The organism is Variovorax sp. LG9.2, from assembly GCF_035018885.1.
Lineage (GTDB): Bacteria > Pseudomonadota > Gammaproteobacteria > Burkholderiales > Burkholderiaceae_C > Variovorax.
On the sequence record NZ_JASJXB010000019.1, the window covers coordinates 66,265 to 83,602 of the forward strand.

A 17,338-nucleotide genomic window follows, 5' to 3' on the forward strand; every position below is an offset into this window, starting at 1 on the left:
CCTGGTCTGTCCGTCCGCTTATTCCGCTGTGATGACAGCCTTTTCAAGGACGACGTCTTCGAGCGGAACGTCGTCATGAAAGCCCTTGCGGCCGGTCTTCACGGCCTTCATCTTGTCGACGACTTCCTTGCCGGCGATGACCTTGCCGAACACAGCGTAGCCCCAGCCTTGCGCCGAGGGTTCCGTGTGGTTCAAAAATGCGTTGTCGGACACGTTGATGAAGAATTGCGCCGTAGCCGAATGCGGCGCGCTGGTGCGTGCCATCGCGACGGTGTAGTTGTCGTTCTTCAGGCCGTTGTTGGCTTCATTCTCGATCTCGGCGCCGCTCGGCTTCTGGGTCATGCCGGGCTCGAAGCCACCGCCCTGAACCATGAAGCCGGGGATCACGCGGTGGAATACCGTGTTGTCGTAGTGACCCTTCTTGGCGTAAGCCAGAAAGTTGTCGACCGACTTCGGCGCCTTGGCGCGGTCGAGTTCGAGCGTGACGACGCCGTAGTTCTTGATGTGCAGTTCGACTTGGGGGTTGCTCATGATGGCTCCTTCAAAAAAGTTGGGTCACGCCGGTCACTTGACGATACTGGCCGACTGGATGGTGATGGTATCGAGTGGCACGTTCTCCATGCCGCCCTTGGTGCCGGTTCGTGCGGCGCGAATCTTGTCGACGACTTCAGTGCCGGCAACGACCTTGCCGAACACGGTGTAGCCATGGCCGTCCGGGTTGGGAGCGTTCAGCATCGCGTTGTCCTTGACGTTGATGAAAAATTGCGATGTGGCCGAGTCAGGGTTGCCGGTGCGCGCCATCGCGATGGTGTACTTGTCGTTCTTCAGGCCGTTGGCGGCCTCCAGCGCGATCGGTGCGCGCGTCGGCTTTTGCTGCATGTTCGCAGTGAAGCCGCCGCCCTGGATCATGAAGCCGTCGATGACACGATGGAACACCGTGCCGTCGTAATGTTTTTCTTTGACGTATTGCAGAAAGTTGTCGACCGTCTTCGGTGCCTTGGCTTGATCGAGCTCGACGACGATGTCGCCGGCCGACGTGGCGAGCTTGACGCGTGGTGCGGATTGCGCCCAAGCCGCGCTTGAAAAGGCGATCGAGCCGGCTAGCGACGCTGCAAGCAAGAGAGCAGTGCGGCGCGAACGGGCACCTGCTGTACGTGTGTTTGTAACCATGATCTGTCCGGTGAGAAGATGAATCGGGAAGCGTGCATCCGGCCGTAGCCAGCGCACCTGCGAACAGAAAAGTCTACTTTGCGCGCACCGGCTTCTTGACGGTCACAGGCGCCGCTGGCAATTGAGCCGGGTCTGCGCTCGTCGTGGCCGGCCCGAACAGTTCGCGAACCGTCTTCAGCTTCGACGTCACGCTCGGATTGGTCGACGCGAACTGCTGCGCGCGCACGTACTGCTGAATTGCGAGACGGGCATACACGTCGCCGAGGTTTTCGTAGGCCGTCGCATAGCCCGGATTCAGCTTGATCGCCATTTCGAGGGCGGCACGTGCCTTGTCGAACTGGCTCTGCGATGCATAGAGCGCAGCCAAGTTGTTGTACGGCTCGGGCAGTTCCGGGAAGTCCTGCGTGAGACTGGTGAAGGCGGCCGTGGCGTCGGCTTGCTTGCCCTGTTCGGTCAGGATCACGCCGCGCAAAAAGCGCATCTGCGGATCGCGTGGTTTGCCGGCGATGTAAGCGTCGGCCTTGGTCAGTGCTTCAGGTACCTTGCCTTGCCGCAGCAACTGGTTGACGTCGCCGTAGTCGTCGGCGTGTGCTGGGCAGACCGTCAGGCACAGCAGCATGGCAACGAAAGGTGCAGAAAGAAGACGGAAGATGGGGAGGATGGCGTTGGAGGGGGAGAGCGCGAAGTGCTTCATGAAGCCTCGGGAGGTAGGGGGGTCGAGCGCCTTGCAGCAAGCTCGAAAAACACCCGAAAAATATGCGGCGGCGGCCGTTTATACTGAGACCGATTGTAGCCGAGGGGTCGTTTCCAGCCTCCGGTGCAACCCCACCTTCACCCCTGAAAATTACCCTTGCGCACCCGCTCCGGCCGGCCGTAAGTCCGATGCTTTCCGAGTCTCCATGAGCCTGCGCATTTACAACACGCTATCGCGTCAGCTGGAAGAATTTTCGCCGCTACAGCCGGGCCATGTCCGCATGTACGTTTGCGGCATGACGGTGTACGACCTGTGCCATATCGGCCACGCGCGGATGATGATGGCCTTCGACGTGGTGCAACGCTGGCTGCGTGCGAGCGACTACGCCGTGACCTACGTGCGCAACATCACCGACATCGACGACAAGATCATCGCGCGCGCGCTGGCACGGGGCATCACCATCCGGGCGTTGACCGAAGAGACCGTAGTGGCTATGCACCAGGACATCGGCGCCCTCGGGATCGAACCTCCGACGATCGAGCCGCGCGCGACGGACTATGTTCCGCAGATGCTCGACATCATTCGCACGCTGGAACACAAGGGGCTGGCTTACCGCTCGGCCGATGGCGATGTGAATTACGCAGTGCGCAAGTTTCCCGGCTACGGCAAGCTCTCGGGCAAGTCGCTCGACGAATTGCATGCCGGTGAACGCGTTGCAGTGCTCGACGGCAAGAACGATCCTCTCGACTTCGTGCTCTGGAAAGCCGCCAAGCCGGCCGAGCCCGACGACGCCAAATGGGATAGCGTGTTCGGCGTGGGCCGGCCCGGCTGGCACATCGAGTGCTCGGCCATGAGCTGCGCCACGCTTGGCGAGACCTTCGACATCCACGGAGGCGGCGTGGACTTGCAGTTTCCGCACCACGAGAACGAGATCGCGCAGAGCGAAGGCGCGCATGGCAAACCGCTGGCGCGTTTCTGGGTGCACAACGGCTTCGTGCGTGTTGACAACGAGAAGATGTCCAAGAGCCTGGGCAATTTTTTCACCATCCGCGAAGTGCTGGAAAAATACGACGCCGAAACGTTGCGTTTTTTTCTTGTGCGCACGCACTACCGTAGCGACCTCAACTACAGCGACGTGCATCTGGACGATGCACGCAATTCCCTTAAGCGCCTGTACACCGCGCTTGATCTGGTCCCGCCTGCGGACGCTGCCATCGACTGGAACCAGCCGCACGCCACGCGCTTCAAGGCTGCGATGGACGAAGACTTCGGCACGCCGGAGGCAGTCGCCGTGCTGTTCGACCTTGCGGGCGAAGTTAACCGTACCAAGTCGACTGAGGTCGCGGGCCTGCTGCGCGCATTGGCCGGCACGATCGGATTGCTGCAGGGCGAGCCCAAGGTTTTTCTCCAAGCTGGGTATCAACAAGTTGGCGGTTCGCTCGACGCTGCGGCCATTCAGATGCTGATCGCCCAACGTACTGCGGCCAAGGACGCGAAGAACTTTTCTGAAGCTGACCGCATTCGAAAAGACTTGCTTTTGCAGGGGATCGCGCTGAAAGATTCCCCCACTGGCACGACTTGGGCCGCAGCTCAATAGAACGCAAAGAAGAAGCAACCCGAGCGCCCATGCCTTCGCCAAAGAAACCACCGCCTGTCGAGATTTTTACACCCGATTACTGGGAAGAAGCCTGTAAACATCTCGCCAGGAAAGACCGCGTGATGAAGCGGCTTATTCCTCGCTTCGGCGATGCGTGTCTGGAATCACGTGGGGATGCTTTCACGACGCTCGCGCGCAGCATTGTTGGCCAGCAGATCGCGGTTCCGGCCGCCCAGGCGGTATGGGACAAGTTCGCTGCGCTGCCGCGCAAGATAACGCCCGCGAATGTCCTCAAGCTCAAGGTCGACGACATGCGTGGCGCCGGTCTGTCGGCGCGCAAGGTCGAATACCTGGTCGACCTCGCAATCCACTTCGATGCCGGCGCAGTGCATGTGGACGCCTGGAACGCGATGGCGGACGAACTCATCATCGAAGAGCTGGTCGCGATCCGTGGCATCGGCCGCTGGACGGCCGAGATGTTCCTGATCTTTCATCTGATGCGGCCCAACGTGCTGCCGCTGGACGACCTGGGCCTGCTCAACGGCATCAGCGTCAACTACTTTTCGGGTGACCCGGTCAGTCGCAGCGACGCGCGCGAGGTGGCGGTTGCCTGGGCGCCGTATTGCAGCGTCGCGACTTGGTATATTTGGCGCTCGCTCGACCCGGTACCGGTCGCCTATTGAATAACAGGAGAAGACGTTGGCGAAACGAACTTTTCTCGACTTCGAACAGCCCATTGCGGAGCTCGAAGGCAAGATCGAAGAGCTGCGGTATGTCCAGACCGAATCTGCGGTGGACATTTCTGAAGAGATCGATCAGCTGGGCAAAAAAAGCCAGCAACTCACCAAAGACATCTACAGCGACCTGACGCCCTGGCAAATTACCAAGATTGCCCGGCACCCGGAGCGCCCCTACACGCTCGACTACGTCAGAGAAATCTTTACCGACTTCGTCGAACTGCACGGCGATCGGCATTTTTCCGACGACTTGTCGATCGTAGGCGGCTTGGCCCGCTTCAACGGCACGCCGTGCATGGTGCTGGGCCATCAAAAAGGTCGCGACACCAAGGAGCGCACCGCGCGCAACTTCGGCATGAGCAAGCCCGAGGGCTATCGCAAGGCATTGCGGCTATTGAAAACCGCCGAGAAATTCAAGTTGCCGGTGTTTACTTTTGTAGACACGCCGGGCGCTTATCCAGGCATCGATGCGGAAGAACGCGGCCAGTCCGAAGCCATCGGCCGCAACATCTTCGAGATGGCGCAGCTCGAGGTGCCGATCATCGTCACGATCATCGGCGAGGGTGGCTCCGGCGGCGCGCTGGCGATCTCGGTAGGCGACCAGCTCGTGATGCTTCAGTATTCGATTTACTCGGTCATCAGCCCTGAAGGCTGCGCCTCGATTCTCTGGAAGACGAGCGACAAGGCGAAGGAAGCGGCGGATGCACTGGGCATCACGGCGCATCGTCTGAAAGCCCTCGGGCTGGTCGACAAAATCGTGAACGAGCCGGTCGGCGGAGCCCATCGCGACCACCGCCAGATGGCGGCTTTCCTGAAGCGCGCGCTCAACGACGCATTCCGTCAGGTCAGCGACCTGAAGGTCAAGGAACTGCTCGATCGACGCTACGACCGACTGCAAAGCTACGGCCGTTTCTCGGATACCAAAGCCGACATCAAGTAGGGCGCGCAGCGTGTCGAGGTGACTGCATCCGGACAGGCCTTCGAGCAGGCTATCGCCGCGTTCGAGCCGGCGCTGCCCCTGGCGGTAGGGTACAGCGGCGGGGCTGATTCGACTGCGCTTCTGGCGGCGTGCGCTGCGCGTTGGCCCGGGAGAGTCCGCGCGTTTCATGTGCATCACGGCCTGCAAGCTGCAGCCGACGATTTCGAGCGGCACTGCGCCGATGTTTGCGCGCAGTTGGCCGTGCCGTTTGTCAGCCGACACGTCGATGCACGTCATGCTGCGGGAGACAGTCCCGAAGCGACTGCACGCGATGCGCGCTATGCCTCGTTTCACGATATGGCCGGTGCGCACACAGAGCGCCCGTCGGTCCGGTCGATCGCCATCGGCCACCACGCCGATGACCAGGTCGAGACACTGTTGCTGGCGTTGTCGCGCGGTGCCGGCTTGCCGGGCTTGGCCGCCATGCCGGCCATCGCAGTGCGTCGGGGCTTGACCATCCATCGCCCGTTGCTCGGCGTCTCGGCCGCAGACATCCGCGCCTGGCTGGCAACGCGCGGCTTGCCTTGGATCGACGACCCGACCAACGACGACGCGCGCTACACCCGCAACCGGATTCGCGCTGTTCTTTTGCCGGCGCTGGTGCAGACATTTCCGCAATTTCGGTCGACCTTTGCGCGCAGTGCCGCGCACGCTGCCGAGGCGCAAGAGCTCCTGAAAGAACTGGGCGCGCAAGACCTTGTCCTGGTCGGCAATCCGCCGCGCATCCCGGCACTGCAAGCGCTCTCGCGCGCGCGCCAGGGGAACGTGTTGCGCCACTGGTTGCGAGAGTCGCACGCGCGCGCGCCAAGTGCGTCGCAGCTCGACCAACTGCTCGACCAGATTGCCGCCTGCACCACGCGTGGCCATCGCATCCATATCAAGGTCGCTGACGGCTTTGCCGAGCGGCAGTCCGAGCACCTGCATTGGTACAATTTCGCGCCCTTGCCTAAGGCCTAGCGCCCGGTTTCTTTCTCTTCCCAATTCACCCATGGCATTGATCGTTCACAAATACGGCGGCACGTCGATGGGCTCCACCGAGCGCATCCGCAACGTCGCCAAGCGCGTCGCCAAATGGGCGCGCGCCGGCCACCAGATGGTCGTGGTCCCCAGCGCCATGAGCGGCGAAACCAACCGCCTGCTCGGTCTCGCCAAGGAGCTGGCATCTCAGCAGACCGGCAGCCGCGGCCACGACCGGGAACTCGACATGCTTGCCTCGACCGGCGAGCAGGCTTCGTCGGCGTTGCTGGCCATCGCGCTGCAGGCCGAGGGCATGGAAGCGGTGAGCTATGCCGGCTGGCAGGTTTCGGTTCGCACCGACAGCGCCTACACCAAGGCGCGCATAGAGAGCATCGACGACGAGCGCGTGCGCGCCGACCTCGATGCCGGCCGCGTCGTCGTCATCACCGGCTTTCAAGGTGTCGACGACGCCGGCAACATCACAACGCTGGGACGCGGGGGCAGCGATACGTCGGCTGTCGCCATTGCCGCGGCCATGAAGGCGCACGAGTGCCTGATTTACACCGACGTCGACGGCGTCTACACGACCGACCCGCGCGTGGAGCCGGACGCTCGCCGCCTGAAGACGGTGAGCTTCGAAGAGATGCTTGAAATGGCGAGTCTCGGCTCAAAAGTGCTGCAGATTCGCTCGGTCGAATTTGCCGGCAAGTACAAGGTGCCGCTGCGCGTGCTTTCGAGCTTTACGCCGTGGGATATCGACATCGTTGAAGAGGCCAAGTCCGGCACGCTGATCACTTTCGAGGAAGACGAAAAAATGGAACAAGCCGTCGTATCCGGCATCGCATTCAACCGTGACGAGGCCAAGATTTCCGTGCTCGGCGTGCCCGACAAGCCGGGCATCGCGTATCACATCCTCGGTGCGGTCGCCGATGCGAACATCGAAGTGGACGTCATCATTCAGAACCTGAGCAAGGACGGCAAAACCGACTTCAGCTTCACGGTGCATCGCGGCGAGTTCGCCAAGGCGATGGACCTGCTCAAGGCCAAAGTGCTGCCCACGCTCGGCGCGGCAGAGATCGTCGGCGACACCAAGATCTGCAAGGTCAGCATCGTCGGCATCGGAATGCGCAGCCACGTGGGCGTGGCCAGCAAGATGTTCCGTGTGCTGAGCGAGGAGGGCATCAACATCCAGATGATCTCGACCAGCGAGATCAAGACATCGGTCGTGATCGATGAAAAGTACATGGAACTGGCCGTGCGCGCGCTGCACAAGGCCTTCGATCTGGATCAGCCGCCCGCTTGAAAGCTGCGTGGAAGCTGGCATAATCGCGGCTTCTTTCAGGAACTGTGACCGAGTGGCCGAAGGTGCTCCCCTGCTAAGGGAGTATGGGGTGTAGAGCCTCATCGAGGGTTCGAATCCCTCCGGTTCCGCCAAGAAGCTAGTAACGACGCCCCATCCGGGGCGTTTTTGCTTTGTGTTCCCACAAACCGACCCACAAAGGTAGATGACATGAATCCCACATCCATGATCATCTGCAAAGCGCCGGCTTCGCTTACCAAACAGGCTTGAAGCAGTTGCAGGTGTTTCACGCCTTGTTGTCGAACAAGCATCTTGTTCGGTGAAGTGGCACACGGGCAACGCGACGCGGAGAAGCTTCAAGACGCCAGGCGCTCTAACCAAGCCACAGACTTTTAGGATTGCCGTGCCTTCCCGGCGCGGCGCTCGGCTGTTTGGTCAGCGCAGCACGAAGCTGAGGATCACAACGAGCGCTATGCCGCCTGCCAGCAAAAGGACCGGCCGCGCCCAAACATTCCGCTTTTGTTGGCCAGCGGGAGGTGGAGTCATGTCAAGCGTGCTGTATTTGGTGTTCAAGACTGAAATGTTATTCGCTTCCCGGCGACAGCAAGGTTAGGACTGCCTCCACATCGCTTCTATTGGCAGACGTTTTGCCAAGAGTATTGACCGGTCGACGGGTTGCGGACCTGCATCTGCTGGCAGTGCTGGGTGCCCATTGGCGGCATGCTTATCGACGGCATCGGCTGTATGGAGATTGGCGCCATCGGGCACATCTGCGTGCCACACAGCGCCGGCATGTCCATAGCGCTGGTGCACATCGGAACCGATTGACCGTTGACGCACTGGCAACTGCACGCCGCATGTGATCCGCCAGCTAAGGCCAGCAGCGCGACGGCGAGAAGTTTGTGAGCGGCCCGCTTCATTTCGAGCCCGGTTTTCCCGTGTACGGATTGACGTTGCCCTTGGTCGACCAGTTGTCCGCCTTGGTGGCGTTGGGGTTGGTCGCATGGGACGGGGCAACATAGGTGCCGTTGCCGCGCGTGTGGCCGCTGATGGAATGACTGCCCGAGCTGCTCGATGAGCTGCCAGAATGTTCGCCGCCGCCTCTTGCCTGTGCGCCTACGGATGCGATACACAGAGCCGCGAAAACGAATGCGATCTTCTTCATGTTTTTCTCCTCGCCCGGATCGGGCTGGAGCAGTCTGCAACTGTCACCGAACTGTGTCCTAGGGGTAAGCGAGCGCCGGTGCCAACTATTCCCGGTTCCGCGGACTTGTGCCGTGCGCCGTGTCCGCGGGCTCATAGACTTCGCCTAGGAGCAGGAAACATGAAAGCAACAATCGTCTGCGCTCTGGCGCTGATGGCGGGAACCGGGCACGCAGGCACGATCTACCTGTGCAAGGCATACAACGGCGCCACCTTCTGGGCTGCGAACCATTGCAACCAGCACAACGCCCTGATCGATCGCATTGAGTATGTCGCCGACGGCGTCCCATGGGCGCAGCAGGTACAGCAAGCTGAGCAGGCGAGATCCGGGCGCGCGCAGGTTATCCAGATCCAGAGCGTTGACGTGCAGCGGTCACAGCGCTGCGGCCAACTCGCAGCCGAGCGGGCAAAGATCGAGGGGCGCTACACAAACTGGCAATGGCAACCGCCCGAGGTCATCAACCCGGACCAGCAGCGCATGCGTGGCCTTCGTGCCGAGCTATCTGCCAACCAATGCAGCACCCAATGAACAAGATGATCAAGCTCCTGTATTCGGCTTCCGTTCTCGCGCTGCTCGGAGGTTGTGCTTTCTCGCATCAGATCACCGGCCCAGACGGCAAGCCGATGCACACCATCTCGTGCAACGGCGCGGGCAACAGCATCAGCTCGTGCTACGAGAAAGCCGGTGAGCTATGCGGGACTGCCGGCTATGACATCTTGGATCGGGACGGCTCATCTTCACCGTTTGGCGTGGCTACAGGAACGGTGCGACCAGGCTACGGCGGCTACACATCGACGTATGGCGCCATAGTTACCCGAAACCTCTTCGTGCGGTGCAAGGTGCCCTCATAAATTCAATCAGCGGTGTCGCGCGCACGGGTAGGTCACTTCAGACTGCTTTGAAGTTGTTCGTGTGCATGCGCAGACCGCCATTTCGCATCTACGCAAACAGATGGCACCGTCGCTATTCGAATCTTGAAAAGGCCTCCCCATGCAGCCTACAAAACCTACAGAAGCCCGCTTGAGAATGGCAAAGGTGCCGGTGAGCAACCTACAAAACCTACAAAAGGCGCAACGGGTTTGCGTTTGCGCCGGATTGCTTGCCTTGACCGCTTGCACCTCGATGACGCCGGTTCAACCCGTCGGCCGGGATCGCTTCATGATCGGCTCGACGGTTCGCGGCGGCTTCACGACCGACGGCCAGGTCAAGAGCGAGGTACTTCAACGAGCGCGCGATTTCTGCGGCAAGAAAGAGATGGTGCTGGAATCTTCGACATCGGGCGGGACGCAGGGATGGACGCCGCAAACCGCGGAGGTGCTTTTCAAATGCGAATGACGATCGGGACATGGTTCCGAGTCAGCGTCAGTTGCGCGCTGCTGTTTGCGATCCAAGTTCGCGCAACCTTCAAAGGACCGAATAGCTCAGGAAGTTGGAATCGCCAAGCGAAGTGCAGATGCGGAGCCCCTTGAATCCGCCTCAGGACGCAAGAGACCGGCGTCATTTCAGCGGCCAGCCATGTGTCGACATGCACTTGTTGAAGGCGTAGATGGCTGATTGATCAACGTACTGGTTGTTGTTTTGCACTCTGCCAGACGCCACGTTGTAGAACGCATCGAACTTGGCATACACCACTGCATTGTCGAAAGGCTCCTTCGGCAAGGTATCCCCGATGCTTCGAACCTGCTGGACGCATTGGGTGATCGACGCCGTGAGCATGGCAGCCTGTTCACTGGGCAAGACTGCGGGGTCATTGCTCGCTGCTTTTGGGGAAACGGATTGAGCAATCTCAAGCGCTGCTAACCGCTGCTTGATCGCGCCTAGCTCGACTCTCAGGCTGACGATCTGCTGCTGGCTATCGCTCGATGTAACCGTCAGCTCGGCAAGACGCTGATGGTCTGCTACGACGCCGTTTTTAACTTCGTCGAACGCGCGAAGTTGATCGCACCCAGATAGACAGACCACGGTTGCGAAGAAAAGAACAAATGAAGTGTGAGTCGTCGACATCAAAGGCGCTCCTGGCAGGTATGTGGACTGCCAACTTCCAGGCCACGCGCCGGAGTCTCGCCGGAAGCTGCGGTGTGGTGCGTGAAATAGTGCTCAGAAGCTCAACTAACCTCAGCAGGGCTTACGCCTGACAAAGTTTTAGTTCATGCGCCGCTCAAGTGAGCGTTTCTCGCTGCTCGCGCAAAATCGCTTTCAACTCTCGGACCGCCTTCCAAAGCCCGCCCGTGTACGGGTTTCGTGCGACACGAGCCTTACCCGCGGCGCTCTTCGGCCCGGTTGACTTCGACCACGGCTTCCACCCTGTGATCGCTTCGCGTTGCCGCTGTCGTTGCTCCGATGTCCAGGTACGTGCCGCCATCGCTTTCCTCTAAAAGTTTGTTTTGCAGATCCGCGCCTGCCGCCGCGTGCGCACCTGTGTGAGTGCTGGGCGCAGCTCCGTTGTTCACCTGTTGCGGTCCGCCGTTGGAGTTGTTCACCTGCTTGGCGAAGATCACCTGCTGCCGCGGATACTTCAAATCCACCAATGCGGAGAGCGTCGCCCGGCTCTGCGCCTGCGCCTTTAAGGCAAGCCCCAGGAACGCTTCAAAGTTGCGTTGCGTCACTTGGTCATGAGCACGCCTTGCAAGGCTCGTGAAGATCGATTCGAGCGCGGTCGCCTGACCTATCAGCATCGCCTCCGCGCGGGACAGGTCGCCGTCTCTGGTGCCCTTCATCGAAACGCGCAGCTCGTCGACCAAGCCTGAAATGCTCGTGTCCTTGCCAAGGATGTTTCCATTGAAGGCCGCGATCACCAATGCGGCGTTGCTGGCGGGACTGACCGTAGCCCGGGCCTTTGCGCGTGCGTCGGACTCACCGCGGACCACCTCAAGCACATAGCCGCCTTCATCAGGCTCAACGACCGCAGGAGGCTTGCTCTCGACTGGCTTCCGTGCTTTTTTGCTTGTCGCCATATGTGCGCCGTGTTCGGTATCGATCTACAGTCGGGCCACTCGGATCAACCTGGAGATCGATCAATGAGCGGAGAGATTTGGATTCCCTGCTGGTTCGCGAGCGGCACCAACTGTGTGTGCGCAGTGCCAGGCACGACCTCGCCTTGACCAATGCCGTTGACGCCCGGCTTCGTGTTGAGCGCCGCAGTCTGGATGAGCAATCGAATCGGCGTCATTGCAGCCCCTCGACGACCGCAGCCATCTGCTCGACATCAGGCGCAGCAATCAGCACCTCATCGACTGCATTCGCGTCGGTGCATTCGGTTGCGTGGATGCAGTACCAGACGACATCGGTCAGAGCGCGCACTCCGTGATGGGTGTTGGCCTTGATCGTGATACCGGCGGGGCCGGTCAGTTCGGATCGCACGCCGTCAACGAGCGCTTCGACAGTGCCGGATGCGAGGATCGAAAGGTGCTCGAAGCTGTGCTTGTGCTGCACCAGGATGAGGCCAGCGGCAATGTCGGTTTGCTTGTCCGTCGATGCGGGCCGGTGCGATCAATTGCCACGGTTCGATGTCGTCGGTTGCGAACATGCCCAGACCTTCGATCGGTGAGGGGCGAATTTCGACGTGATCAAACCCATAGGGCATCGGCATCTGATTGCTGGTCAGCTCTGCCTTGCGACGCAGCTCGACATCGTCTAGGCCATGGGTCGCAAGAAAGCCGAGGTATTCGCTGCGGGCGATTCGCACTGCCTGATCCATGGGATCGACGAATGCGCCATCGAAGACCGGCCGGCGCTTAACGAACATGGCTCGATCCTGTACGGCGGCCGAGCGCATCGCTCAACCAGTCATCGATCTCGCGATCAACAAAGCCAACGGCTCGCCCGCCGAGATTGACCGCCCGCGGAAGTCCACCGGCACGAATGCGGTTGTAGATCGAAGAGCGGGAGAGCCCTACGCGATGAATGACCGCAGGCAAACGGAGGATGTGCAGGGACTCGTCTGTGACGCACGAATCAGCTTCGGGGCTGAACCTGCTTGCACTGCTTTGAACGTCTTTGAACATGGGTCCATGGTCGCTTTCGGCGTTCAAGCCTTCAATGCCCGTGCATGCCGATTCGTGTTCTTAGGTGACCCTGCGGCTTTTCTCTATGGATTCGGCGATGTCAGAGAGGCGATAACTGATCCGCCCACCTCCAACCCCTCGCGTGTAGTGCGACGGCGCTCTGCCTTCCTGGCGCGTGTTCTTTAGTGAACCGGGCGCATATCCGAGCAGCTTGGCCGCGTCTTTCTCGCTTACACGGCGGTCTCCGGAAATCACCATGCGCGCTTCGAGTGCGGCGGCATACAGGTCTGCCTCGACCTTTTCCACTGCGGTTTTGTTTTCGGCCGCGTTCACGTTGCGGCCTCGAAAGCCCCCTTGGGATGCGAAGCCAACGATTTCAAAATCGCCCGCACACATTCACGCATACAAAACGCGTCTTGCTCTGCTGGCGGGCTGCCCAAGATCTTTGCGATGACCGCCATGTCGGCAGCCATGATCTGGATGGGATCGAATTTGTTCATGCGTTCGGCCCATCGCGCGCGCACGCGGGCGGAAGAGCAAAAACACCCGCTTTAATTGGCTTTTGTCGGCTCCGATCGGCCGGGATTTTACGGAAATGATCCAACAGATCGGCATGCAGATGAACCGGCAGCGCCAGGCAGTCGCCGCGCATTTCAAGGCGGGCTTCAGGGCCATCGCCGTGCCTGTCACACACCGCAGCCGCAGCCAGCAGTAGCGCTGACGTTGTCTCGCGCGCTGCCAGCAGATACGCCACCAGTTCTGGCTTGGCGCGCCGCAGAGTGCTCCGCTGTTCGTCGCTCAACGCGCTGGATGGGCTGATGCGCAAACGGTCGTCGTCGATCAGCGCGACAGAGAAGCCGTCAGCCCACAGTGTGCGGAGAATGTCGAAGGCTTCCATCACAGAACCTCCGAATCATCAGAAATTTCCGCGTCTACCTGCGAAATGTGCGAACTCTGCGAACTGTCAGTGCTGGCGCGGCCTTGGGGCCGTTTTTCGACATTGCGAGCCGTGCGAACTGTGCGAACTGAGCTGCCAACCCCGACCGACATTTCGCACAATTCGCTGACTTCGCGCGCGTCCGAATCGGCTTGCGAGCCGCGTGGTTGCTCACGCTTCGCAGATTTCGCAGATTTCGCAACCAGTAGATAGTTTTTCGTCGGTGTGCCGGGTGTGCCTTTTGGCCTGGCAACTGTCTCGACGACGATCCGAGGCGGCGTTGCGGTGAGCAACTCATCCAACGCCGCATCGATGCGAGCTTTCGACTGGTGCCCGCCAAAGCATTCCTTCGACACTTGCGAACGTGTCGCGGTTTCGCGCTCTGCCAGAAAGTCGATGATCTTTTGCGCTGTGTCGTTCACTTCTGCGGTCGCGACTTCTTCCGCCGCGTTGCTGAAGATGAACGTCACGGAGTCGGACCAGTAACGCACCCATGCCAGTGCTGCGTCGATGTGATGAACGTCGACCGTCGCCGTGAGGTCGCACAGCGCGAACAGCATGGCCAGGCGGCGCAGGACGGGGGCCCGGCGCTCTAGCAGCGCCGTGATCTTCTCGCCCGCGCTTTCGTCGTTCAGCTCCGACATGTAGAGGGCGGCGAACTTCGCCTTTGCCGCATCGGTGATGCCGATCTCCTTGCAGTCCGTCTCTGCGAAGCGATCGCCATCAGCAAAGCGGATTACCTCGATGGCGCGCTCGGCAAATGCATCGATCTCCGATTGCGGCGTGGCGCACGGGAAGGGCAGCATGCGAGTGCGCTCGGCCCAAATCACCATGAAGCGATTGGCAAAGCCGTTCGTCAACTCTCGCGAAGCCATCAGGCCGTGCAGTTCGCCGGGTGTCACTGCGCCGCTTAGGCAGACGTGGGGATCGCTTGCCCAGACTCGAGGGCGTCCCTTGGTAGCCGGCTTGATCGATACGCCATCCCAGGCATCCCGAAGTGCGCTCGACAACGTGTTGCCGTCACGCTTGCCTTGCTGCAGGACGTTTGCAAACTCCGACTCGATCACCATCAGGCGCTTGTCGTGGATCGGATCGACCTCTGTCTTGCCCTCGGTCCACCCGTCATGGATCATCAGCGCCAGGCCTTCGCGGGTCGACAGCCCGCCGGAGTGAACCTGAGGCGCGACGGCTTCATCAATCGCGCGGATCGCCATGTTGATGCGATGCGTGATGCTGACCGCATCGCCTTTGCGGCCACGGCCCGTGCGACCGACGTGCAACGTGAACAGACGTGTGTGGTGCCGGGTGTTGCCGATGTACGTAAAGGCGCCGCGGCCGATGCTGGCGCTCATGTACGCCATGAAGTTCAGGGCGATGGCGAAAGGGTTCGCTTCGGTCGTCGCGCTGCCGGCACGCGCAACGTCGCCGATCAATCCGTAGAGGCAGGTCGGATCAGGGCGCGGCGCGTTGCGGTGGTGATCGGGTTGGTCGTCGTCGCCTGCACCCATCAGAGTGTCGAAATCGCTCATGCCGAAACCTCCGTGTGCTTTGTCCAGACATCGCACCAGTCATCGCCCGGGCGGGTCGGCCGCATCACCTTGACGTGCAAGCCGCCTTGCTTGGCGCGAGCCTGCAGGTTCTCGGACGCCTGCAAACCGGCCGGGTCGTTGTCCGCGAAGACGATCAACGATTCGGTGCCGATCGGCCAGCGGTAGGTGCTGAGGTTGTGCGCGCAGTAGGCCGCCATCGTCGGCACGCCAGAGCCGAGAAAGGCAGCGATCGCCGTTTCGATGCCTTCAGCGATGCCGATGGTCGGCGAAGCCGAAAAGAGCTTGATCGACGCGCCGCCCAGCATTGCAGATGCGCTGGTCATCTTGCGCACGGTCGGAACGTCGGCCTTGTGCCCCTGCGCGTCCAGGTAGGTGCGGTGCAAGGCGATCATCCGGCCCTGTGCGTCGGTGACGCTGGCGACCATCGCAGGGAAGGTGCCGAGCTTCTGGCCGGCGTGCCAGTAGTCGAGCGCTGGGTGTGAGCGGATGCAGTTAGAGCGGACGCCGCCGAGGCCGCGATTCGCAAGGTAGCGTGCGACGGGATCACCATCGACCACCGGGCCACATATCGCCCACAGCGACGCGATCCGGGCGGCATTCTCTGTCCAGGCCTCGCGCTGTGCGGCAAAGCGTTGGCGGGTCGCGGCCTCGATGTGCCGTTGCATCGCCGTGCGCTCTGCGGCGCTCAGAGTGCGTTGGTCGGCGGCGAACCACTTGCCGCTGAAACCTTGCCGGTAGCAGCCGAAAACGCCACGGCGGTAGTCGCCAAAGATCTTCGCATACCCCGACGAGTCGCCGCGGCGCTCCGAAGTCGGGAAGCGCTCGAAGACATCGGGGCGCAGGCGGGACGGAGCAAAGCCGAGTGCAGCCTGGATGGCGGCGCGGAACTGGTCAAGGGGATCGCTCACGCTGCACCGCCTTCTTCGTCTTGGGCAATGCTGGCAAGCCGATCGAGGGCCTCAATCGCCGCCATCAATTTCTTACGCAGTGCGCCGACCTTCGCGCCAGGCAGGCGACCTCCGTGCCGGATGTAGCGCAATGCCTCTTTGGAAGCGGTATTGCTTCTCTCAAAGATGTCGATGGCGGCATTCCGCTTCTCAGCGCTGAAATGGATCGTGTCCACTGAAGCCGTGCGCGTCGGGCTGACTGGGTCGGTGGTGATGGCCCTGATCGCGTCGCGAACAGGCAAATCCGCAACGCGTTGCGCTTCTGGCGCCGAGAGTTCGGGCAGCCGCTTGGCAAGCTTCATGTATGCCTGCGCAGTACGAGCAGCGACATTGCAGTTCGCCACAAGCCATGATTGCCATTCCCCGTGGGCGACTGCCTCCTTCGCCTCGGTCAGCAACTTTCCGGCTTCGAGCGCGCGCTGCATCGATGATTTAGCGTCAGCCTCGGCAGCACTAACGGTGTTGTTGATCTTGATCGCCAAGGCTGGCAGCGACCAGTGTTCAGCATCGAGGATTTGCGGCGCGCTCATGCGGCGACTCCCGTGACCTGGCGCAAAAACGCGCAGAGGTCGTGCTGGTGCGTGAAGACGCGGCACTCGCCCCAGCGCGAGACTTGGTAGGTGGCGCGACCATCAGCATTGCGGCTTTCGGTCATCACGAAGCCCTTCAGGGCAAACTGCGCGCGAACGTTCGCTACGGCTTTGTCGTCAGGCGAGCTTGCGCTCGGCTCTTGGCCGATGTTGGGGCTCATCGCGACAGCCCTTAGAGTGAACGGATGAGTGCATCGATCTCGGACGCGCGCCAGCAGGTCGTGCGGGGGCCGAGCTTCACGCCGGCCGGGAAGCGGCCAGACTTGATGCCGTTCCACCACGTCGCGCGGCTCACGGGGACTTTCGCCAGAACGGCGGGGAGGCGCAGGAGCGTTTCGCTCTGCGGTTGATTGGCTGCAACTTGCGTCATAGGGCTCACAGTGGTTAAGAAGACAAAAACCACCTGAACCGCTGGCCGGATCGACAAATCGATCAAGTCAGCTAAACTTTGCTTCCTCTGCCCAGAGGAGTGCTTGGTATTTCAAGTCCAGGTACTCAGACGGCTTCAACGCGTTCCTAAGGCGCTTTGAAGCCGTCGCCTTTTGTGGGATGCCATGTGCACTGCTGAATCGCCCCGGGATTCGTGGAGGCTGATTGGTTTAAGTCAGGCCGCCACCGTGGTGGCTTGACTGGCGAGTTGCCGGTAGTAGTTTGCCTCAGCTTCTGCAGGCG

General features: G+C 61.0%; 26 protein-coding genes and 1 tRNA gene. 10 read left to right on the top strand and 17 right to left on the bottom strand.

All coding sequences use genetic code 11. The features are described 5' to 3' along the window. Nucleotides 1-18: 18 nt before the first annotated feature. The 3 genes from QN413_RS18480 to QN413_RS18490 all read right to left on the bottom strand — a co-directional run bounded on the left by QN413_RS18480 (nt 19) and on the right by QN413_RS18490 (nt 1,864). The gene (locus QN413_RS18480; protein ID WP_323498029.1) at nt 19-531 is read right to left on the bottom strand and encodes a peptidylprolyl isomerase; all 513 of its coding nucleotides are present in this window, start codon (nt 529-531) and stop codon (nt 19-21) included. A 33-nt stretch (nt 532-564) separates the two neighbouring features. Further along, a complete protein-coding gene (locus QN413_RS18485) occupies nt 565-1,170 on the bottom strand; it encodes a peptidylprolyl isomerase (RefSeq protein WP_323498030.1) in 606 nt (201 codons plus the stop codon). Nucleotides 1,171-1,243: 73 nt separating this feature from the next. After that, nucleotides 1,244-1,864, bottom strand: coding sequence for a tetratricopeptide repeat protein (locus QN413_RS18490; RefSeq protein ID WP_416352205.1), 621 nt, complete (start codon nt 1,862-1,864; stop codon nt 1,244-1,246). A gap of 205 nt (nt 1,865-2,069) precedes the next feature. Here QN413_RS18490 and cysS point away from each other — a divergent pair, with 205 nt between their 5' ends. The 6 genes from cysS (at nt 2,070) to QN413_RS18520 (ending at nt 7,568) form a co-directional block, all read left to right on the top strand. Further along, complete coding sequence (cysS, locus tag QN413_RS18495) at nt 2,070-3,461, top strand: cysteine--tRNA ligase (protein ID WP_323498031.1); 1,392 nt, start codon at nt 2,070-2,072, stop codon at nt 3,459-3,461. A gap of 29 nt (nt 3,462-3,490) precedes the next feature. Continuing rightward, on the top strand, nt 3,491-4,144 hold the full coding sequence (locus QN413_RS18500; RefSeq protein ID WP_187052358.1) for a DNA-3-methyladenine glycosylase family protein: 654 nt from the start codon (nt 3,491-3,493) through the stop codon (nt 4,142-4,144). A gap of 16 nt (nt 4,145-4,160) precedes the next feature. Beyond that, on the top strand, nt 4,161-5,138 hold the full coding sequence (locus QN413_RS18505) for an acetyl-CoA carboxylase carboxyltransferase subunit alpha (RefSeq protein WP_323498032.1): 978 nt from the start codon (nt 4,161-4,163) through the stop codon (nt 5,136-5,138). A gap of 18 nt (nt 5,139-5,156) precedes the next feature. Continuing rightward, nucleotides 5,157-6,134 carry a tRNA lysidine(34) synthetase TilS gene (gene tilS, locus QN413_RS18510; protein ID WP_323498034.1) on the top strand — a complete coding sequence of 326 codons (978 nt, stop codon included), beginning with the start codon at nt 5,157-5,159 and terminating at the stop codon, nt 6,132-6,134. Nucleotides 6,135-6,165: 31 nt separating this feature from the next. Then, nucleotides 6,166-7,437, top strand: coding sequence for an aspartate kinase (locus QN413_RS18515; protein ID WP_323498035.1), 1,272 nt, complete (start codon nt 6,166-6,168; stop codon nt 7,435-7,437). A gap of 38 nt (nt 7,438-7,475) precedes the next feature. Then, nucleotides 7,476-7,568, top strand: a tRNA-Ser gene (locus QN413_RS18520). A gap of 782 nt (nt 7,569-8,350) precedes the next feature. On the opposite strand, the gene QN413_RS18525 is transcribed toward QN413_RS18520, so the two are convergent. Beyond that, on the bottom strand, nt 8,351-8,599 hold the full coding sequence (locus tag QN413_RS18525) for a hypothetical protein (protein WP_323498036.1): 249 nt from the start codon (nt 8,597-8,599) through the stop codon (nt 8,351-8,353). 159 nt (nt 8,600-8,758) lie between these two features. Here QN413_RS18525 and QN413_RS18530 point away from each other — a divergent pair, with 159 nt between their 5' ends. From QN413_RS18530 to QN413_RS18540, 3 genes are all read left to right on the top strand, one after another. After that, entirely contained in the window at nt 8,759-9,166 is a 408-nt protein-coding gene (locus tag QN413_RS18530; protein WP_323498037.1) for a hypothetical protein, read from the top strand. Next, nucleotides 9,163-9,489 carry a hypothetical protein gene (locus QN413_RS18535; RefSeq protein WP_323498038.1) on the top strand — a complete coding sequence of 109 codons (327 nt, stop codon included), beginning with the start codon at nt 9,163-9,165 and terminating at the stop codon, nt 9,487-9,489. The genes QN413_RS18530 and QN413_RS18535 overlap by 4 nt, the downstream gene beginning before the upstream one ends. 253 nt (nt 9,490-9,742) lie before the next feature. Further along, a complete protein-coding gene (locus tag QN413_RS18540; protein ID WP_323498039.1) occupies nt 9,743-9,973 on the top strand; it encodes a hypothetical protein in 231 nt (76 codons plus the stop codon). Between the two features lie 162 nt (nt 9,974-10,135). On the opposite strand, the gene QN413_RS18545 is transcribed toward QN413_RS18540, so the two are convergent. The 9 genes from QN413_RS18545 to QN413_RS18585 all read right to left on the bottom strand — a co-directional run bounded on the left by QN413_RS18545 (nt 10,136) and on the right by QN413_RS18585 (nt 14,793). Further along, the gene (locus QN413_RS18545) at nt 10,136-10,642 is read right to left on the bottom strand and encodes a hypothetical protein (protein ID WP_323498040.1); all 507 of its coding nucleotides are present in this window, start codon (nt 10,640-10,642) and stop codon (nt 10,136-10,138) included. 251 nt (nt 10,643-10,893) lie between these two features. Continuing rightward, on the bottom strand, nt 10,894-11,592 hold the full coding sequence (locus QN413_RS18550) for a hypothetical protein (protein WP_323498041.1): 699 nt from the start codon (nt 11,590-11,592) through the stop codon (nt 10,894-10,896). A 211-nt stretch (nt 11,593-11,803) separates the two neighbouring features. Beyond that, nucleotides 11,804-11,998, bottom strand: a complete 195-nt coding sequence (locus QN413_RS18555) for a hypothetical protein (RefSeq protein ID WP_323498042.1) — start codon at nt 11,996-11,998, stop codon at nt 11,804-11,806. A gap of 4 nt (nt 11,999-12,002) precedes the next feature. After that, on the bottom strand, nt 12,003-12,413 hold the full coding sequence (locus QN413_RS18560) for an SET domain-containing protein (RefSeq protein WP_323498043.1): 411 nt from the start codon (nt 12,411-12,413) through the stop codon (nt 12,003-12,005). Further along, nucleotides 12,373-12,642 (bottom strand): AlpA family phage regulatory protein, encoded by a 270-nt coding sequence (locus QN413_RS18565; RefSeq protein WP_323498044.1) that lies wholly within the window; start codon nt 12,640-12,642, stop codon nt 12,373-12,375. The genes QN413_RS18560 and QN413_RS18565 overlap by 41 nt, the downstream gene beginning before the upstream one ends. A 60-nt stretch (nt 12,643-12,702) precedes the next feature. After that, complete coding sequence (locus tag QN413_RS18570; protein ID WP_323498045.1) at nt 12,703-12,975, bottom strand: hypothetical protein; 273 nt, start codon at nt 12,973-12,975, stop codon at nt 12,703-12,705. Further along, a complete protein-coding gene (locus tag QN413_RS18575) occupies nt 12,972-13,142 on the bottom strand; it encodes a hypothetical protein (RefSeq protein ID WP_323498046.1) in 171 nt (56 codons plus the stop codon). The genes QN413_RS18570 and QN413_RS18575 overlap by 4 nt, the downstream gene beginning before the upstream one ends. Then, nucleotides 13,139-13,540 carry a hypothetical protein gene (locus QN413_RS18580; RefSeq protein ID WP_323498047.1) on the bottom strand — a complete coding sequence of 134 codons (402 nt, stop codon included), beginning with the start codon at nt 13,538-13,540 and terminating at the stop codon, nt 13,139-13,141. Before QN413_RS18580 ends, QN413_RS18575 begins: the two co-directional genes overlap by 4 nt. Continuing rightward, nucleotides 13,540-14,793 carry a DUF3987 domain-containing protein gene (locus QN413_RS18585; RefSeq protein WP_323498048.1) on the bottom strand — a complete coding sequence of 418 codons (1,254 nt, stop codon included), beginning with the start codon at nt 14,791-14,793 and terminating at the stop codon, nt 13,540-13,542. The genes QN413_RS18580 and QN413_RS18585 overlap by 1 nt, the downstream gene beginning before the upstream one ends. Before the next feature lie 67 nt (nt 14,794-14,860). On the opposite strand from QN413_RS18585, the gene QN413_RS18590 reads away from it, so the two are divergent. Further along, nucleotides 14,861-15,019 carry a hypothetical protein gene (locus QN413_RS18590; protein ID WP_323498049.1) on the top strand — a complete coding sequence of 53 codons (159 nt, stop codon included), beginning with the start codon at nt 14,861-14,863 and terminating at the stop codon, nt 15,017-15,019. An 85-nt stretch (nt 15,020-15,104) separates the two neighbouring features. Here QN413_RS18590 and QN413_RS18595 read toward each other — a convergent pair whose 3' ends face one another. Genes QN413_RS18595 through QN413_RS18610 form a run of 4 tightly spaced genes read right to left on the bottom strand, consistent with a single transcriptional unit; the run spans nt 15,105 to nt 17,102 of the window. Beyond that, nucleotides 15,105-16,037, bottom strand: coding sequence for a toprim domain-containing protein (locus QN413_RS18595; protein WP_323498050.1), 933 nt, complete (start codon nt 16,035-16,037; stop codon nt 15,105-15,107). Beyond that, nucleotides 16,034-16,606 carry a DUF3102 domain-containing protein gene (locus QN413_RS18600; protein WP_323498051.1) on the bottom strand — a complete coding sequence of 191 codons (573 nt, stop codon included), beginning with the start codon at nt 16,604-16,606 and terminating at the stop codon, nt 16,034-16,036. Before QN413_RS18600 ends, QN413_RS18595 begins: the two co-directional genes overlap by 4 nt. After that, on the bottom strand, nt 16,603-16,827 hold the full coding sequence (locus QN413_RS18605; protein ID WP_323498052.1) for a hypothetical protein: 225 nt from the start codon (nt 16,825-16,827) through the stop codon (nt 16,603-16,605). The genes QN413_RS18600 and QN413_RS18605 overlap by 4 nt, the downstream gene beginning before the upstream one ends. An 11-nt stretch (nt 16,828-16,838) precedes the next feature. After that, entirely contained in the window at nt 16,839-17,102 is a 264-nt protein-coding gene (locus QN413_RS18610; protein WP_323498053.1) for a helix-turn-helix transcriptional regulator, read from the bottom strand. Between the last annotated feature and the right edge of the window lie 236 nt (nt 17,103-17,338).

Excerpts from the sequence above, each read along its gene's own strand:
- QN413_RS18480 (WP_323498029.1), bottom strand. The coding sequence starts at position 531 with ATGAGCAACCCCCAAGTCGAACTGCACATCAAGAACTACGGCGTCGTC.
- QN413_RS18485 (WP_323498030.1), bottom strand. The coding sequence starts at position 1,170 with ATGGTTACAAACACACGTACAGCAGGTGCCCGTTCGCGCCGCACTGCT.
- QN413_RS18490 (WP_416352205.1), bottom strand. The coding sequence starts at position 1,864 with ATGAAGCACTTCGCGCTCTCCCCCTCCAACGCCATCCTCCCCATCTTC.
- cysS (WP_323498031.1), top strand. The coding sequence starts at position 2,070 with ATGAGCCTGCGCATTTACAACACGCTATCGCGTCAGCTGGAAGAATTT.
- QN413_RS18500 (WP_187052358.1), top strand. The coding sequence starts at position 3,491 with ATGCCTTCGCCAAAGAAACCACCGCCTGTCGAGATTTTTACACCCGAT.
- QN413_RS18515 (WP_323498035.1), top strand. The coding sequence starts at position 6,166 with ATGGCATTGATCGTTCACAAATACGGCGGCACGTCGATGGGCTCCACC.
- QN413_RS18525 (WP_323498036.1), bottom strand. The coding sequence starts at position 8,599 with ATGAAGAAGATCGCATTCGTTTTCGCGGCTCTGTGTATCGCATCCGTA.
- QN413_RS18530 (WP_323498037.1), top strand. The coding sequence starts at position 8,759 with ATGAAAGCAACAATCGTCTGCGCTCTGGCGCTGATGGCGGGAACCGGG.
- QN413_RS18535 (WP_323498038.1), top strand. The coding sequence starts at position 9,163 with ATGAACAAGATGATCAAGCTCCTGTATTCGGCTTCCGTTCTCGCGCTG.
- QN413_RS18545 (WP_323498040.1), bottom strand. The coding sequence starts at position 10,642 with ATGTCGACGACTCACACTTCATTTGTTCTTTTCTTCGCAACCGTGGTC.
- QN413_RS18550 (WP_323498041.1), bottom strand. The coding sequence starts at position 11,592 with ATGGCGACAAGCAAAAAAGCACGGAAGCCAGTCGAGAGCAAGCCTCCT.
- QN413_RS18560 (WP_323498043.1), bottom strand. The coding sequence starts at position 12,413 with ATGCGCTCGGCCGCCGTACAGGATCGAGCCATGTTCGTTAAGCGCCGG.
- QN413_RS18565 (WP_323498044.1), bottom strand. The coding sequence starts at position 12,642 with ATGTTCAAAGACGTTCAAAGCAGTGCAAGCAGGTTCAGCCCCGAAGCT.
- QN413_RS18575 (WP_323498046.1), bottom strand. The coding sequence starts at position 13,142 with ATGAACAAATTCGATCCCATCCAGATCATGGCTGCCGACATGGCGGTC.
- QN413_RS18580 (WP_323498047.1), bottom strand. The coding sequence starts at position 13,540 with ATGGAAGCCTTCGACATTCTCCGCACACTGTGGGCTGACGGCTTCTCT.
- QN413_RS18585 (WP_323498048.1), bottom strand. The coding sequence starts at position 14,793 with ATGGCGATCCGCGCGATTGATGAAGCCGTCGCGCCTCAGGTTCACTCC.
- QN413_RS18600 (WP_323498051.1), bottom strand. The coding sequence starts at position 16,606 with ATGAGCGCGCCGCAAATCCTCGATGCTGAACACTGGTCGCTGCCAGCC.
- QN413_RS18605 (WP_323498052.1), bottom strand. The coding sequence starts at position 16,827 with ATGAGCCCCAACATCGGCCAAGAGCCGAGCGCAAGCTCGCCTGACGAC.